A 16,005-nucleotide genomic window follows, 5' to 3' on the forward strand; every position below is an offset into this window, starting at 1 on the left:
TCCCGGGGAGATGGCGGGTGATTTTTAGGTAGCCGCCAGAAACGCAGTCACCGTCAGCCGCCCGGTCGCAGGATCGGCATCGAGCAGCGCCCCCGGTGAAATCGCGCCGCTATGGAGCAGCGCGCTGCGATAGATCACCGCGCGATTGAACCGCGCCTCGACATGCGCGATCCGCTCGAAAAGCGCCGTATCGCCAAAGGGATAGGCCGCTTCCGGCGGATCGGTGCGCAGCTCGGCGTTGAGCGTGGCGAGATAGCCGGCCGAGCGCGCCGCATCGATCGTCTCGAACCCGGTCGCCCGGTGGCGGAAGAATGCCGTGCCCTCGCCTTCCGACAGGTAATGGACCAGCGCGATCCGTCCGGGCTGTACCGCATCGACATGCGGCAGCCGCTGCTCCCTGCCGAGCTCGGCGGGCGGCGTGGTCACCATCGAGAAGCTGGCGTCGAGCAGCTCGACGCTCGCAGCCCCCAGCACCTCGCGCAGCACCGGCGCCAGCCCCGGGCGCACCCGGGCGAAATAGTCGGCCGGCAGCGGGGCGCGAATGCCCGGATAGTGATGCCGGCCCGGCTCGAACCGCGCCGCCAGCGCGGCCGCGCGCAGCGCATCCGGATCAGGATGGAAACCGTCGACGATCGCGATCGGCTGGCCTTCGCTGCCGATCCGCCGCGCGACGATGTCCGGCTTGATCACCCGCCCATCGCCGCCGCGAGCGCCGCGTCGTGCAGCGGCAGCGTCGGCGCGGCGCGCTGGATCACTTCGGCGACCTGGCGGACCTGCGCGCTGTTCGCGGCGCTGTCGAGCACGTCGGCGAGCGGGTTATAGTCCTCCGCCACAATCTCCTGCCCGTTGAGCACCGCCAGCCAGCTCGCGTCGCGGAACAGCTCCTCGGGCCCGAGCATCAGCCGCCCGGAGCGACGATATTGCTCCTCGCGCGCCACCAAAGTCTCGGGCAGCGCCATCTCGCGCCGCTCGACCCAGAACGGATCGGTCCGGCCGGGATTGGCGTGGTAGTGGAGGATCAGGAAGTCCTTGATATTGTCCATGTCGGCATTGAGGAGCGCGTTGTACCGCTCGGCCAGCGCCGGATCCATGTCGCGGTCCGGGAACAGCGTCAGCAGCTTGGCGATGCCGCTCTGGATCAGGTGGATCGAGGTGGACTCCAAAGGTTCGAGGAAGCCCGAGGACAGCCCGAGCGCCACGACATTGCCGATCCAGGCCTTGCGCCGCGTGCCCGCCTTGAAGCGCAGCGTGCGCGGCTCGGCCAGCGCCTCCCCGTCCAGGTTCGCCATCAGCATGGCGGTCGCCTCGTCCTCGCTCATGAAGCCGCTGGCGAAGACATGGCCGTTGCCGATCCGGTGCTGGAGCGGAATGCGCCACTGCCAGCCCGCCGGGCGCGCGGTGGAGCGGGTGAAGGGCGTGGTGTGCTCCGTGCGTTCGCAGGGCACCGCCACCGCGCGGTCGCAGGGCAGCCAGTGCGACCAGTCCTCGAACCCGCCGCCCATCGTCCCGTCGATCAGCAGCGCGCGGAAGCCCGAGCAATCGATGAACAGGTCGCCCTCGATCCGCTCGCCCCGTTCCGTCGTCAGCGCAGCGACCATGCCGCTCTCGCCGTCGCGCTCGACCTCCCGGAGCTTGCCCTCGATCCGGGTGACCCCTGCGGCCTCGGCAATGCCGCGCAGGTGCCGGGCATAGAGGCTGGCATCGAAATGATAGGCATAGCCGAGCGTCGACAGGATCGAGCGGGCGTCGCCCGTCGGCATAGCGAAGCGCCCCTGCCCGGCCAGCTCGGTCGCCAGCGAGAAGGCGGAGAGCGGCAGGTCCAGCCCCTCGGCTCGCGCCTTCATCCAGCGATGGTGGAAGGCAACGCCCGGGAAGCGCACCCCATAGTCGCCGAACGGGTGGAAATAGCGATGCCCCGGCCGCACCCAGTCGACGAACTCGATGCCGAGCTTGAAGCTCGCCTTGGTCTCGCGGAGGAACGCCGCCTCGTCGAGCCCGATCAGCTGGTTGAACCAGTGGATCGTCGGGATCGTCGCTTCCCCGACGCCGACCGTGCCGATCTCCTCGGACTCCAACAGGGTGATATCCAGCGTCTGGCCGAACTGGCGCGCCAGCGCCGTCGCGGTCATCCAGCCAGCCGTTCCACCACCCAGGATAACGACGGAACGCACACGCCGCGAAGGGGTATCGGACAGGCTCATGGAATCGATTTCTCACTCGTAGTTTCACGAGTGTTTAGCCGAGCGATTTCCTGCTGACGACCTCGGATTTCGATGTTGCACGCGCCACCTCGCCGGGCACCCTGGGCTAGGGATGCGTCGCGGCGGAGGCGGTAACCGCCTGGCGCCAGCGCGCCATCAATTGCCCGCGATCGGCGCCGGCGATGCCCGGCTCGAAGCGGTCCTGATCCACGATGGCCCAGGCATTGCCACCCAGCTTCCCGGCAGCCAGCTGCGCCACCCCGCGCGCGCCCAGCTCGAGCTGGCGCGGCCGCAGGACCGGACGGTCGATAACGTCGGCGAGGATCTGGACGAGCAGGTCGTTGGCCGCAGCACCTCCATCGACCGACAGGGTATCGAGCGGCGCGCCGAGATCGGCGTCCATCGCGAAGACGATATCGGCGATCTGCAGCGCGATGCCTTCGAGCACCGCGCGCGCGACATGGGCCGGGCTGGTGCCGAGCGACATGCCACTGAGCAGCCCTCGCGCCTCGGAGCGCCAGTGCGGCGCACCGAGCCCCGCCAGCGCGGGCACGAAGGTCACGCCCTGGCTGTCGGGTACTTCGGCGGCGAGGCGGGTCAGTTCGCCCTCGTCACGCAGGTTGAGCAGGCGCACGGCAAAGGCCGCGGCGTGGCCCGATACCGCGACATTGCCCTCCAGCGCGTGGAAGACGTCATGCCCGCGCGCCCAGGCGATCGTGCTCCACAGCCCATGCGAGGAGGTCACGCGCGCCGGCGTCACCGCCATCAGCGAGGATCCGGTGCCGCAGGTGACCTTGGCCTGGCCGGGCGCCGCAAAGCCATGGCCGAGCAGGGCCGCGTGCGAATCGCCGAGCAGCACTTCGATCGGCAGGCCCGAGGGCACGCCGCTCGCCGCGGTGAGGCCGAACTGGGCGTCGGACGGGCGGATCGTCGGCAGCACCAGCCGGGGCACGCCGAACAGCGCAAGCATCGCGCGGTCCCAATCAAGCGCGTCGAGCGACATCAGCTGGGTGCGCGAGGCGTTGCTGACATCGGTCGCGTGCTGGGCGCCGTTCGTGAGCTTCCACAACAGCCAGCTGTCGATCGTGCCCGCACGGAGCAGCCCCGCCTCCGCCTTGGCGCGGGCGCCCGGCGTCTCGTCGAGCAGCCAGGCGAGCTTGGTGCTGGGCGCCAGCGGATCGATGCCGAGCCCGGTCGCTGCAATGATCTCCTGCGCATGCGGCATCAGCGCGGTGCAGCGATCGGCGGTGCGGCGGCATTGCCAGCTGATCGCGGGCGCGACAGCCTCGCCGCTCTCGGCGTCCCACAGCACGATCGTCTCGCGCTGGTTGGCGATGGCGAGCGAAGCGACTTCGGCGCCGGGCGTGGTCGCGATGACTTCGCCGATCGCGCCGGCGACGCTGCCCCAGATCGCCTCGGCCGATTGCTCGGCCCAGCCGGGACGCGGATGGACCACGCCCAGCGGATGCGAGGCGCGGCCGAGCACTTCGCCGGTATCCGCCGCGAACAGCAGCGCCTTGGTGTTGGTCGTGCCCTGGTCGACCGCCAGGATCGCCGGGCGCGCCATCAGCTGCGCTTCTCGATCAGCTCGCGCGCCGCGGCGGCGATACCTGCCGGGGTGAGCCCGTGCCGCTCGAACAGCCATTCGGCCGAGCCGGTCTCCAGGAAGCCGGGGAACCCCAGAACGCGCATCGGAACCGGCCTCTCCTCCACCACGACTTCGGCCACGGCGCCACCCAGGCCACCACGCACGACATGTTCTTCGGCGGTGACGATAGCACCCGTGCCGGCTGCGGCAACGATCGCCTCGCGGTCGATCGGCGAGACCGTCGCCATGTTGAGCACGCGGGCGGATATGCCTTCCGCCGCCAGCGCCTCGGCGGCATCGAGTGCGCGGTGGACCAGCGTGCCGCAGGCGATGATCGCGACATCGCTGCCGTCGCGCAGGATCTCGGCCTTGCCGGCCTCGAAGCGCGCGCCTTCCGGACGGGCCAGCGCCGGCACCGCCATGCGGCTCACCCGGATGAAGACCGGGCCGTCATAACCGGCGGCCCAGCGGATCGCCTCGGCGGTTTCCCAGGGATCGGACGGCACGATCACCGTCAGTCCCTTCATCGCGCGCAGCCAGGCCAGGTCCTCGATGCTGTGATGCGTCGCACCAAGCTCGCCATAGGCGACGCCGCTGGAGATGCCGCACAGCTTCACATTGACGTTGCTGTACGCGATGTCCGCCTTGATCTGCTCGAGCGCGCGTCCGGTCAGGAAGCACGAAGCGCCGCTGACGAACGGCACCTTGCCGCCATTGGCCAGGCCGGCACCGACGCCGACCATGTTCTGCTCGGCGATGCCGACATTGACCAGCCGCTCGGGAAACTGGTCACGAAACCTGTTGAGCTTCGACGAGCCGACCGAGTCATTGACCACCGCGACGATCCGGGGATCTTCAGCAGCCAAAGCCTCCAAAGTCTCGACATAGGCATTCCGGCAATCAAAGCCCTTGCCCTGCGGTGCGGCGCTCATGCGGCAAGCTCCGCGTCGAGTTCGGCGAAAGCCTGGGCCAGCTGCGCGTCGCTGGGCGTGCCGTGATGCCAGCCCGCCTGATTTTCCATATAGCTCACGCCGCGTCCCTTGATCGTATGCGCGATGATGCAAAGCGGCTTGCCGTTGGCGCCGCGCGGTGTGGAGAGCAGTTCGAGCAGGGCCGCGGGATCATGACCGTCGACATCCGCGACTTCCCAGCCAAAGGCCGCCCATTTGTCGGCGAGCGGCTCGAGCGAATTGGTGTCCTCGGTCGGTGCGCCCTGCTGCAGCCGGTTGCGATCGATGATGACCGTCAGGTTGCCGAGCTTGCGGTGGCCGGCGAACATCGCCGCTTCCCACATGCTGCCTTCCTGCAGCTCGCCGTCGCCGGTGAGCGCAAAGACCCGGAAGTCCGCCGCGTCAATCTGCCCGGCCACCGCCATGCCGACCGCGACGGGCAGGCCATGCCCGAGCGGGCCGGTATTGGTCTCGACGCCCGGCAGGTAATTGCGGTTCGGGTGGCCGTTCAGCCGCGAGCCCGGCTGGAGATAGGTCTCCAGATCGGCGACCGGAAAATAGCCCGCACCGGCCAGCGCCGAATAGAAGGCGCCGGTGCAGTGGCCCTTGCTCATCACGAAGCGATCGCGCGTCGGGTCCTGCGGATTGGCGGGATCGAAGCGCAGCACGGCGGAATAAAGCGTCGCCAGGATATCCGCGCACGACATGTCACCGCCCGGATGCCCCTGCTTCGCGCGGTGCGCCATCGTCAGCGCCTGGCGCCGTATCCAGTCCGCCCGGCGGCGGATGTCCGCCACCCGCGCATCGACGAATTCCTCGGTTGCTACTGCCTTACCCATGGCCGGGCCTTAACCGAGGACCGATGGGAACGGCAACCGACTTCTTACGATTATTTTCGTTTACCTCCATTTCACAACGAATATCGGTTCGTTCGTTGACACTTCGCTGCGTTACCGCTTAGCGTTGCGCAAAATCCGGCAATCAGAGCTGCGATACGGAAGAGGATGGGCTGTGCGGCGTTTCGGCATGGAAAATGGTGAGCAGGCCGGCCCGCGTCATGTCCTTGCCTCAACCCCGGAAGTGCGCCGCATCTATGCCGCACGCGCCCGCATGCTAGAGCCACTGCAGCTCCGCATCGCACGCGGGGATTGGAGACAGGCATGAACACTCGAACCGGAACGCCCGGGCTGCTTGGCGAAGCCCGCCGGATGAAGATCCTGGAATGGATGCAGGAAGAAGGCGCCGCCCGCGTCCGCACACTTGCTGATGCCTTTGGGGTATCCGAAGTGACGGTACGCCAGGACCTGGAGAAGCTCGAAGCGGAAGGCCATGTCGTGCGCGAGCATGGCGGCGCGTTCCTCAAGTCGGTGACCCAGCAGGTGCGCGCAATGGCGCTGCACCACATGGTCCATATGGAAGCGAAGCGCCGGATCGGCCGGGCGGCCGCCGCGCTGGTGCAGGATGGTGAGACGATCATCCTCGATTCCGGATCAACCACCACCGAGATCTCGTCCCATCTTGCTACCCGCAGCGGGCTGACGGTGATCACCAACGCGCTCAACATCGCGCTGGCGCTCGGCGGCCTGCCGGGGTTCGACGTCCATATGCCGGGCGGCCATTTCAAGGCACCGACCCTGTCGCTCAGCGGCGAGCGCTCGGGCGACTATTTCCGTGGGCTGTTCGCGCAGAAGCTGTTCCTGGCGACGGCGGCGGTGTCGCTCGATGCGGGCCTCACCTTCCCGTCGCTTTCGGACATCACGGTGAAGCGCGCGATGATCGAATCCGCGGCCGAGGTGATCCTGGTCGCCGACAGCAGCAAGATCGGGCAGCGCTCCTTCTCGTCGCTCGGCGGCATCGAGCTGATCCACACGCTGGTGACCGACGACGGCATCCGCGACGAGGACCGTGCGGGCTTCGAGGCCGCCGGGGTGAAGGTACTCATCGCCTGACCGGCAGGCGCACGGCCAGGCGCGAAAACGCGACGGCCCCATGATTTCACGCCCGGCACGAAGCCGGGCGGCACTTCGAGAGGACTGATGATGGCGAGCGAGCAGAAGTACGGCGCGGGGATCTGGCACTTCGCCACCTATGTGGATCGCTATGCGACCGATGGCTATGGCCCGGCGCGCTCGCTGATCGAGATGATCGACCTGGCCGGCGAGGTCGGCGACCTGTCGGTGGTCGACATCAACTATCCCTTCCCCGGCGGCGAGACCGATTTCGCCGCAGTGGAAGCCGCGCTCGCCCGCAACAACCTGTCGGTGATCGGCATCACGCCGGAGATCTATACGCGCAAGTTCGCCAAGGGCGCCTTCACCAATCCCGATCCGGGCATCCGCCGCGAAGCGCATGCGATGATCACCGAGGCCGCCGGCGTGGTCCGCCGCTTCGGCGCGAAATATGTGAAGCTGTGGCCGGGTCAGGACGGCTGGGACTATCCCTTCCAGGTCGATCATGGCGATCTGTGGCGGATGAGCATGGACGGCGTCGGCCAGCTCGCCTCCGAGAATCCCGATCTCCAGTTCGTGATCGAGTACAAGCCGCGCGAGCCGCGCAACCATATGAGCTTCGACAGCGTCGCGCGGACTTTGCTCGGCATCGAGAAGATCGGCCTGCCCAATATCGGCATCCTGCTCGATTTCGGCCATGCGCTGTACGGCGGCGAGAGCCCGGCGGATTCGGCCCAGCTGGCGATCGACCATGGCCGGCTGTTCGGCATGGACGTGAACGACAATCTGCGCGGCTGGGACGACGACATGATCGCCGGCTCGGTGCATCCGATCGAGCTGTTCGAGTTCTTCTACACGCTGCGCAAGAACAAGTGGGAAGGCGTCTGGCAGCTCGACCAGTTCCCGTTCCGCGAGGATTGCGTGGGCGCCGCCAAGAGCGCGATCGGCTTCCTCAAGCATATCGAGAAGGCACTCGACCGGCTCGACTTCGACGCGATGCGCGCGGCGCAGGCGAAGCAGGACGCGGTGGAGACCCTGCGCCTGGCGCGGGAAGCGCTGTTCGCGGGCTGACCCTTCCGCACTATTCTGTTCCCCGGCGAAAGCCGGGGCCCAGGGTCACAAGCGGGACGGCAGAGAAACCCTGGGCCCCGGCTTTCGCCGGGGAGCTTTCAGGGTCCGAGCGTCACCCCGCCTTCCCAAACACCGCGATATCGACACTATCGCCCATCGCCCGGTATCCCCCCTCGCCCGGATGGATATGGTCGCCGGAATCATAGTCCGGGCGGAGCCGCAGCGGCGCGACGGGATCGCGGACGGCCTTGTCGAAATCGATCACGCCATCCGGCTCGCCCGAGGTGCGGATCCAGCGGTTGACAGCCTGGCGCTGGGCCTCCCGCGCCTCGTTGTACGAAGTCGCGCCCTGGAACGGCGTCAGCGTCCCCATCACGACCTTGATATTCGCCGCGTGCGCCCGGGCGATGATCTGGCGGTAGCCGGCGATCAGCGCGTCCACGTCGAGCGGCGGGTTGTTGCCGAACATCGTGCTCGAACCGCCATTGCCGATATCGTTGATGCCTTCGAACAGGATGACATGCGACACGCCCTGCACGCGGGCGACATCGCGATCGAACCGGGCCAGCGCCGCCTTGCCCCAGCTGGTCGAGAGCACCCGGTTGCCGCCGATACCGGCGTTGATCACCGCCAGCGCCGGGCGGCCGGGCGCGGCGGCGATGCGCTGGTTCAGCCTCTCCGGCCAGCCATGCAGCTGGCCGAGCGCGGGCCGGTTGCCGTCGGTGATCGAATCCCCCAGCGCGACGATGACGCGCGGCGGGCTGGCCGTGCGCACCAGCACGCCACTCACCGGCGGGCGGCCGATGATCGTATCGGCACCCGCAATCGCCTCGGCGAGAATCTGGTCGCCCTCCCCCATCGCCATCACCGCATTGCCGAAGCCCTTGAGCTTGAGCCCCGCCGGAATGTGCACGCTCACCACCAGCTCGCCCATTGTCGGAACGGGCAGGTCGACGGGATCGCTCAGCACCGGCGCACCGGGTATGATCGTCACCTGCCCCGCGCCGCCGAAGCTGAGCTTGCGCAGCGTGCCGGGCTTCGCATCAAAGCCGGTCGCGGCAATGCCGGCGCTGGCAGCAACCACGGTCAGCGGCGTTGTGCCGTCCTCATTCGACAGGCGAATGCGGACCTGCCGCCCGCCGGCCGCAACCGCGAAGCGCATCCGCAGCGTGCCGGTAACCGGCGGCCGATCGCGCAGGCGCTCGCGCGTCTCGGGCGGGAGCTTCATCTCCTTCGGAATGACGAAGTCGTAATCCGCCGGGCTCGACTGATAGGCGTCGATCCAGACCTCGCGACCGCTCTGCGCGGCGGCAGGCAGAGCGACCAGCAGCAGCCCTGCCGCGAGGAAGCGCGCGTACCGCATCGCTATGCCTGCACCTTGACCAGCCGCAGCGCGATCCACGGCTTGCCCGGCAGCTTCACCGTCGGCCGCGCCGGGTCCTGGACGTCATAGTCGTTCTTCTTCGCCATCCGGAACACGCCCTCGACCGGGGTGACCGTCATGTTCCAGGTGTCGATGATGTCGAGGCGGTAGCTCTGCAGCGAGTCCGGCCCCTTGCCGGGCAATACCACCGGCCATTCGGTCGGCTGCTCGGCGCCGAAATAGCGCAGGTAATAGGCGTTCTGCTGGCCGCCGAGATGATAGTTCCACCAGGCCTGGATCGGCTCCACGCCCGGCACCGGCCCTTCCTCCATTATCCGGTGCAGGAAGGCGAGGCGCGGCGCGCTGTGCCCGGCCAGGCTGCCGCCCTGCCCCAGCCACGAGCCATCGGCATTGCGATCGGCCGCGAAGGTCTCGCTATGGCCAACATAGCAGCCGCCGATCAGCCCGTACCAGAAGCGCTGGACCATGTCCTCGGCGCTCAGATTGCCCCAGCGCTTGGCGATGTTCCCTTCATACACCACCTCGTCGAAGATCACCGGCTTGAGCGCGAAGGCGCGGTGCAGCTCGGCGCGCAGATCGTCGAGCACGGCCGCGCCGTTCTGGACGCTGGCATGGGTGATCCACGGCTTGCGGTGGTCGTAATAGGTGTTGATCTGGTGGATCGAGCGCAGCCGGTCATGCGGATCGGCGGCGACCAGGACCTGGAAGAGATGGTCCCAGTCCTCCACCGCCTTGGTTTCGATGTTGTCATATTCGTTCGCCATCGACCACCAGACGTTGCGGTAGGCGCCGAAGCGTGCGGTGACGTAGCGCAGATAGCGCTCGTCGTCGGCGCGCTTCATGTCCGAATAGCCGCGCTTCTCGTCATAGGGGTGGTAGAGGATCACATCCGCCTCGATCCCCAGCGCGCCGAGCTTCTGGATGCGATCCTCGTAGCGGCGGAAATAGGCGGGATCGAACCGCGCCGGATCCCAGTCCCTCGGCCCGTCCCCGGTGCGCGCGAACGGGTTGGTCGCCACCGAGGGGACATTGGGGAAGACCAGCATCCGCATCTTGTTGAATGGCGCGCCGGCGAGCGTCTTCAGCGTCTCGGCGCATTTCGCGTCGGACTGGAGCGCCCAGCTGTAACAGGTCGTGCCGATCTGGCGGAACGGCGTGCCATCGGCATAGGCGAAGTGATAGCCATCCTTGGAGACGCGGACCGGACCACGATTGCCCTTGCCCGGCGCGACCGCGGTGAACGCGCCCGTTTTGCCCGCCAGCGCTCCGGCATTGCTCTCGCTGCGCCAGCGCCAGCTTCCAAGCTCGGGTGGGCTGAAGCGGATGCGATAGGCACCGTCGCCATCATAGAAGCCCGGCACCCGGATCTGCTTCCCCGCGCCTTCGAAGACCGCGGCAAGCGTCACATCGACGAACGGATTGCCCCCGCTCGGGCCGGCCAGCTCGATCTCGAACACGCCCCAGCGCTCGACCGTGCGCGGCGCTGCGGCAGCCATGGCGGGAACGGAAGTGGCGGCACCGATCGCCATCGTCTGGGCGAGCATGTTCCGTCGCGTGATCTTCATTCCAACCCTCTCCAGATTTGCCGCATCCACCCCGGAAAGGCGCCGCGCTTTATAATAATATTATCGTACTAGAAATCATCATCCGCACAACCATGATTAAGGGGTCCGCGAAGCGCTGCAAGCGCTTGCCCCCGCCTCCGGGCACGGCTAGGCTGCGTCACAAATAATACTATCATATGTTGTAAAGGAGGGGTGCCAGGCGATGGCCAGCACGAATGCGCAGGACAAGGACGATTGGCGGAACACGATCCTCGCCGGCCTTGCGAACTATATCGACGCCGGATCGATCGTCGCCGGATCGGCAGCGCTCGCGCTGTGGCAGGAAGCCTATCACCTCAACAACAATACGGTCGGGCTGATCGGCGCCTTCGGGCCGAACGCGATCTCCGCCGGCGTCGGCGCGCTGATCGGCGGGCGGCTGTGCGACCTGTTCGGCCGCAAGAAGATCTACCAGTACGACATGCTGTTCTACGCGTTCGGCATGCTGTGGCTGGTGTTCGCGATGAACGCCTGGATGGTCGTGCTCGGCTTCTTCCTGGTCGGCCTCGCGGTCGGCGCGGACATTCCCGCTTCCTGGTCGATCATCGCGGAGATGGCGCCGAAGGGGAAACGCGGCAAGCATAGCGGCGTGGCGCAGGTGCTCTGGTATCTGGGCCCGGTCGTCGTGCTGCTGCTTTTCCTGGTGCTTACCCCGCTCGGGCTGCTCGGCGCACGGATCGTCTTCGCGCATCTCGCGCTGCTGGCGATCGGCCTCACCTTCCTGCGCTCGCGCATGCAGGAATCGCCGCGCTGGCTCGAGGCCCAGGCCGCCGACGAACACAAGCAGATCGAGCCGGCCAGGATCAGCGCGCTGTTCAAGCCGCGCTATCTCGGCTCGATGGCCTTCCTGATCGGCATGTACGGCATGTGGAATCTGTGGGCGGGCACCAACGGCTTCTTCTTCCCCTATATCCTGCGCACCGTCGGCGATGCCAGCCAGGCGACCGCGGTGGCGATCCAGACGCTGAGCTTCCTGATCGGCATGCTGTCGATCTGGGGGGTGTTCATGCAGTTCTCCGACCGGCTGAACCAGCGGACGATGTTCCTCGTCTCGGCGATCATCCAGGTGGTCGGCATGTCGCTGCTCGCGCTGTTCCCGCTCACCCTGCCGCTGGCGATCCTCCACGTCTTCCTGATGGCGTTCGGCCAGGGCTTCGGCGCCCAGTCCTTCTTCCAGCTGTGGAGCTCGGAGATGTTCCCGACGCTGCTGCGCTCCACGGCGCAGGGGCTGATGTTCGCGGTGGTACGCATCGGCCTGGGCATCTGGAGCTTCTTCGTGCCGGTGCTGACCGCCACCGGCTTCACCACGCTCGCCTGGATCCTCACCGGCTTCCTCGCGGCAAGCGGCATCATCGGCATGCTCGGCGCCCCGCGCAACGAGGGCAAGTCGCTCGAGGAGCTGGAGGCCCAGCTGAAGGCCTGAACAAACTGCGGGCCGCCGGTTCTTCGACCCGCCGGCATCTCGCACGGGCGGTCTCCGCAACGAGGCCGCCCTTCTTCATTCGCCCATACCGGCCTATTTCAAGACGCGAACGCTGACGAGACGTTCGATGAGAACGTCCCTGCTGGCATCGCCCAGATAGCGCTTCTTGTGCTGCGCAAGGCTCACCCGCCCCACCAGCTGCACCGTGAAGTTGCCCCAGGGCGGCTCGGCTTTTCGCCAGCCCGATGCCTCCCGGGCTGCGGCATCCAGTTGCCTGCACGTGTCTCCACGGCATTTGATCGATGCCCCGTCGCCTTCCCCAGCAGCGGTCCTGTCGCGTCCCGGCATTGCTCGAATCGGCTATTCTCGAAATTGGTGAACCAGGTGCAACTAAGGGTGCGCTGTGGGCCGAAGGCCACGCCGTCGAAAGTCACGCCCTGCCCCGCGGGCGAAGCAGACATCAGAGCAAGGATAGCCGGTTGCCACATCGGGTCAGCATATCCTCGCGCTCCCCGCTGGCAACCCAGTCGATTTGGGCGCCCCTGTCGCGCACAAAAAAAGGGGCGGTGCTTTCGCACCGCCCCGACAGGAGGCAACTTGGGGGGCCTTCAGAACTTCAAGCGGATACCCGCATAGTAACGGCGACCGATGATATCCCAGATCGCGTTCGGGCTGCCGTTGGGCGTACCGGTCCAGAGCGGCGGCGCCTGGACATTGAACAGGTTGTTCACGCCCGCATAGAGCTCGAAATTCTCGATGCCCTTGTAGCGGATCTGGGCGTTGTTGTAGTTCTTCGCACCGATCGTGAAATACTTCTTATCGGGCAGCGAACCATCGGCCAGACGGAACGTCGTCTGGTAGTTCTCATAGTCGAACATCTGCGATCCGGTGACTTCGCCGGTGATGGTGAAGCCGAACGAGTCGTTGTCCCAGTTCAGGCCGTAGTTGAACGAGTCGCGCGGCGTGCCGATCTCGCCCATGGTGTTGTCATAGGCGTCGCCCGTCAGCGGGACGATGCCCTGCTTTAGCAGATGGGTCCAGCTGCCCGACCAGGTCGCCGTGCCGCCCAGGATCTTGTGGGAATAGCTCAGCGTCATGTCGATGCCGCGGGTGAACTGGCCACCGCTGTTGACCAGGCCGCGCACGACCTGCTCGACCGAGCCGACGCTGAACGCGCCCGAAGGCTGCTGGCGGCGGGTCACGAACTGGCAGAAGTCCGCCAGGCCGCTGACATAGCATTTGTTGAGCACGGTCGCCGCCGCGAGGCGGTTGATCGCGTTCTCGAGCTTGATGTCGTAGTAGTCGGCGGTGATCGTCAGGCCGCGCAGCGCGTGGATCGAGCGCGGGTTGATCACCACGCCGAACGTCTTGGTCTTGCCCGTCTCCTGCTGGATGCCCGGGTTGCTCGCGGTGATGCTGCCGACGCCCGCCGTATCCGACGAAGTCAGCGTCATCGATCCGTTCGCGTTGATGTTCGCGAGTACGCCCGGATCCTTGCGGCAGTTCACTGCCACCGCCGAGGTCTGCGCCAGCGTTACGCCCTGGCACGGATCGGTGATGGTGATGATGCCGGCCGCCGCCGCCGCATAGAGCTCGCCGATGTTCGGCGCGCGGACGGCATGGGCATAGACCGCGCGGAAGCGGATATCCTCGACCGGCGCCCATTCGCCGCCGACGTTCCAGGCCCAGAAGCTGCCGACCGTCGAATAGTCGGACAGGCGCGCCGCGCCGCGCAGCGTCAGGTTCTGGAAGAAGGGCGTGTCGCGCAGGATCGGCACGACGAGTTCGCCGTACGCTTCCTTGACGTTGAACTTGCCCTTGGTGTCGAGCAGCTGGACATAGCCGTTACGCGCGGTGTTGGTCAGCGGATCGAAGTCATCCATGCTGTACTCGGAACGCCACTCGGCGCCGACCGAGACCTGCACCGGGCCGGCCGGCAGGTTGAACAGCGTGCCGCCGACGTTCACCGCCGCGGTCTGCAGCTCCTGCTTCGAATAGCGGCTCATCTCGGTCATCAGCCACGCAGCGGCTTCCTTCGAGATCTTGGAGCTGCCGTCCGCATTCAGGCCGAAGACGTTGATCGGCACGCAGCCGTTTGCGCGCGCCGTCGCGTCGACGCAGACGGCCTCGGTGGTGTTGCCGTTCTTGTTGTAGTCGAACACGTCCGGCATCGCCTGCACCGCCTGGGCGAGGCGATTGAGGTCGGCGAGGCCCGTCATGCTCTGGCGCTGCTTGGTGAAGCCGTACTGGTAGTAGAAGTCGGCAGTCCAGTCGCCGCCGATCTTGTAGGTGCCGCCGATCACCGCGCGGAAATTGTCGCGCTCGGTCGGGGTGCTGCGCGTGCCATCGCCGAACATCGTCGTGCGCAGCAGGAAGCTGACATCCTTCGAAGCGATCGCGTCATTGACGGCGCGATTGTCGGCCGCGTTGAACACCGCGGTCGGGACGAAGGGGTTGTTGACGATACGGACATCGGCGGCGTTGCTCGGGTTCACGACCTGGAACTGGATCGGGAAGAACCCGTTCGTTCCGTTGAACGCGCCCAGCGCGCTGTCCGTCCGCATCGGCGAGGCTTCGCGACGGCCCTTGGTCTTGTAGTTCGAGTAGGTCGATTCAACGAACAGGTTCAGCTTGTCGCTAACGTCGAAGTTCGCGCGCGTGGCAACCGTGATCTGGTTCGACGGCGACGCCTGCTGACCCAGCGCAGCCGCGTTGTAGCCGTACTTGTTGATCTTCGCGACGACCGTGGGGTCGTTGTAGTTCGTGCCGTTCACCGCCGGATAGGTGTCGAGCGTGCCGTCCGCCAGGATCAGCCGGCTGCCGACGCCGCCGAAGTTGAACACGCCGCCCGGGCCGACGTTCGACGGCTGGTAGAAGCGCGTGAACAGGTTCTGCGCTGCGGTCAGGTTCGCATCGCTGTTGCCGCCGACGCGCTGCGTGTTGCCCAGGCTGCTATAGCCGGCTGCGGTGCGCTCGCGCTTGTAGTTGGGCACGTCACCTTCGTGATTATACCCGGCATAGATCATCACGTTGCCCCGGCCGTCGGCGAAATTCTGGCCGAAGGTGCCGTTGATCGAATAGCGCTTGTCGTCGCCGAGTTCCGAGATACCGGCCTGTGCATTGGCCTGGAAGCCCTGGAAATTCTTCTTGTAGACGAAGTTGACCACGCCCGCGATCGCGTCCGAGCCATAGACGGCCGAGGCGCCGCCGGTCAGCACGTCGACGCGCTCGACGAACGAGGTCGGGATCATCGACAGGTCGACGGTCGAAGTACCCGGAATGCCGGCGACCGAGCGGCGGCCGTCGATCAGCACCAGGGTGCGGTTGTCGCCAAGATTGCGCAGGTTGACGGTGGCGAGGCCGGGATTGGTATCGCCGGCGTTGCTGACGCGGGTCTGGCCGGGCACGCCGACCGCCGGGATCTGGGCCAGTGCTTCCTGGACGTTGGTCGCGCCGATATTCTGGATCGTCTCGGCGGTAACCGCCTGCAGCGGCGACGGCGAAGTCAGCGTCGGGCTCTTGATGCGGCTGCCCGTGACGACGATCGCATCATTCTGCGTCACCGGCTCCTGCGGCGTCTCGGCAACGGTGTCCGGCGCCGGCGCGGTCTGCTGCGCGAATGCGGCAGGCGCGACGACAAGCGTCATGGCGCTGACCCCGGTCAGCAGCATTCCGCGCAGCAACGGCGCGGGACGCACTGTCTTGAACGACTTATTCATTTCCACTCCCTTCCCAATTCTTATGTTCTCGTGCCGAAGCACCTCACGTCATTCGTTGCGGCCCCACCGCCGCCCCGTCACGTTCCCCCCGGCGGCAGCGCCGCGCGCTCCGCCAT

Annotated in this window: 12 protein-coding genes; 3 read left to right on the plus strand and 9 right to left on the minus strand. The window is 66.7% G+C overall.

Annotated elements, in window-relative coordinates:
* Window positions 1-24: 24 nt before the first annotated feature.
* The 5 genes from HNP52_RS14865 to HNP52_RS14885 all read right to left on the minus strand — a co-directional run bounded on the left by HNP52_RS14865 (window position 25) and on the right by HNP52_RS14885 (window position 5,578).
* Window positions 25-690 (minus strand): DUF6445 family protein, encoded by a 666-nt coding sequence (locus HNP52_RS14865; RefSeq protein WP_184168434.1) that lies wholly within the window; start codon window positions 688-690, stop codon window positions 25-27.
* Entirely contained in the window at window positions 687-2,201 is a 1,515-nt protein-coding gene (locus tag HNP52_RS14870) for a tryptophan halogenase family protein (protein WP_184168435.1), read from the minus strand. Before HNP52_RS14870 ends, HNP52_RS14865 begins: the two co-directional genes overlap by 4 nt.
* A gap of 106 nt (window positions 2,202-2,307) precedes the next feature.
* Complete coding sequence (locus HNP52_RS14875) at window positions 2,308-3,768, minus strand: FGGY family carbohydrate kinase (RefSeq protein WP_184168436.1); 1,461 nt, start codon at window positions 3,766-3,768, stop codon at window positions 2,308-2,310.
* Window positions 3,768-4,721, minus strand: coding sequence for a transketolase family protein (locus HNP52_RS14880; RefSeq protein WP_184168437.1), 954 nt, complete (start codon window positions 4,719-4,721; stop codon window positions 3,768-3,770). Before HNP52_RS14880 ends, HNP52_RS14875 begins: the two co-directional genes overlap by 1 nt.
* Window positions 4,718-5,578, minus strand: a complete 861-nt coding sequence (locus HNP52_RS14885) for a transketolase (protein ID WP_184168438.1) — start codon at window positions 5,576-5,578, stop codon at window positions 4,718-4,720. The genes HNP52_RS14880 and HNP52_RS14885 overlap by 4 nt, the downstream gene beginning before the upstream one ends.
* Before the next feature lie 321 nt (window positions 5,579-5,899).
* Here HNP52_RS14885 and HNP52_RS14890 point away from each other — a divergent pair, with 321 nt between their 5' ends.
* Entirely contained in the window at window positions 5,900-6,688 is a 789-nt protein-coding gene (locus HNP52_RS14890) for a DeoR/GlpR family DNA-binding transcription regulator (RefSeq protein ID WP_184168439.1), read from the plus strand.
* A gap of 90 nt (window positions 6,689-6,778) precedes the next feature.
* Window positions 6,779-7,759, plus strand: coding sequence for a sugar phosphate isomerase/epimerase (locus HNP52_RS14895; RefSeq protein ID WP_184168440.1), 981 nt, complete (start codon window positions 6,779-6,781; stop codon window positions 7,757-7,759).
* A gap of 112 nt (window positions 7,760-7,871) precedes the next feature.
* On the opposite strand, the gene HNP52_RS14900 is transcribed toward HNP52_RS14895, so the two are convergent.
* Together HNP52_RS14900 and HNP52_RS14905 are read right to left on the minus strand one after the other, a co-directional pair.
* The gene (locus HNP52_RS14900) at window positions 7,872-9,122 is read right to left on the minus strand and encodes an SGNH/GDSL hydrolase family protein (RefSeq protein ID WP_184168441.1); all 1,251 of its coding nucleotides are present in this window, start codon (window positions 9,120-9,122) and stop codon (window positions 7,872-7,874) included.
* 2 nt (window positions 9,123-9,124) lie between these two features.
* Window positions 9,125-10,708 (minus strand): DUF5060 domain-containing protein, encoded by a 1,584-nt coding sequence (locus tag HNP52_RS14905; protein WP_184168442.1) that lies wholly within the window; start codon window positions 10,706-10,708, stop codon window positions 9,125-9,127.
* 202 nt (window positions 10,709-10,910) lie between these two features.
* On the opposite strand from HNP52_RS14905, the gene HNP52_RS14910 reads away from it, so the two are divergent.
* The gene (locus HNP52_RS14910) at window positions 10,911-12,170 is read left to right on the plus strand and encodes an MFS transporter (RefSeq protein ID WP_184168443.1); all 1,260 of its coding nucleotides are present in this window, start codon (window positions 10,911-10,913) and stop codon (window positions 12,168-12,170) included.
* A 93-nt stretch (window positions 12,171-12,263) separates the two neighbouring features.
* Here HNP52_RS14910 and HNP52_RS14915 read toward each other — a convergent pair whose 3' ends face one another.
* Window positions 12,264-12,518 carry a hypothetical protein gene (locus HNP52_RS14915; protein ID WP_184168444.1) on the minus strand — a complete coding sequence of 85 codons (255 nt, stop codon included), beginning with the start codon at window positions 12,516-12,518 and terminating at the stop codon, window positions 12,264-12,266.
* A gap of 260 nt (window positions 12,519-12,778) precedes the next feature.
* Window positions 12,779-15,889, minus strand: a complete 3,111-nt coding sequence (locus HNP52_RS14920) for a TonB-dependent receptor domain-containing protein (RefSeq protein WP_184168445.1) — start codon at window positions 15,887-15,889, stop codon at window positions 12,779-12,781.
* Between the last annotated feature and the right edge of the window lie 116 nt (window positions 15,890-16,005).

Source organism: Sphingomonas kyeonggiensis, assembly GCF_014204495.1.
Taxonomy (GTDB): Bacteria; Pseudomonadota; Alphaproteobacteria; order Sphingomonadales; family Sphingomonadaceae; genus Sphingomonas; species Sphingomonas kyeonggiensis_A.